The 352-nt window shown below is 63.1% G+C and carries 1 protein-coding gene; it reads right to left on the bottom strand.

The features are described 5' to 3' along the window. Positions 1-37: 37 nt before the first annotated feature. A partial coding sequence (locus tag EN857_RS35095; protein ID WP_210235165.1) for a hypothetical protein occupies positions 38-352 on the bottom strand: 315 nt, incomplete at its 5' end.

Below are 352 nucleotides of genomic sequence, written 5' to 3' on the forward strand. Positions count from 1 at the left end.
ATGCGATCATGGCCGCGCTTGCAGCCGTGCCGCCGGCTCACTTCGTGTTGACCACCGAAGCGGGCCGATAAGTGTCCATGGTCGCGCCGTTGCGGTCCTCGTCGAAGAGGGAGTCGCTGCCGAAGCTGGCGCGCAGGCCGATGGCGACCTTGTTTGCCCTGAGGGCGTGGGTGGACGTTTCGAACTTCCTCCGTTCGAATTCATAGCGTCCGAACACCGCCCAGGGCGTCTCGTCGAACCGGTACATGGCCTGGACGGCCGCACCGACCACGTCCTCGTTGGTGCCGTCGTAGTCGGTTCGGTTGAAGTCGAGTTCCGCATCGAGGCGAAAGTTCTTGCGGACGAAATAACG

The organism is Mesorhizobium sp. M4B.F.Ca.ET.214.01.1.1 (assembly GCF_004791545.1).
Taxonomy (GTDB): Bacteria; Pseudomonadota; Alphaproteobacteria; order Rhizobiales; family Rhizobiaceae; genus Mesorhizobium; species Mesorhizobium abyssinicae.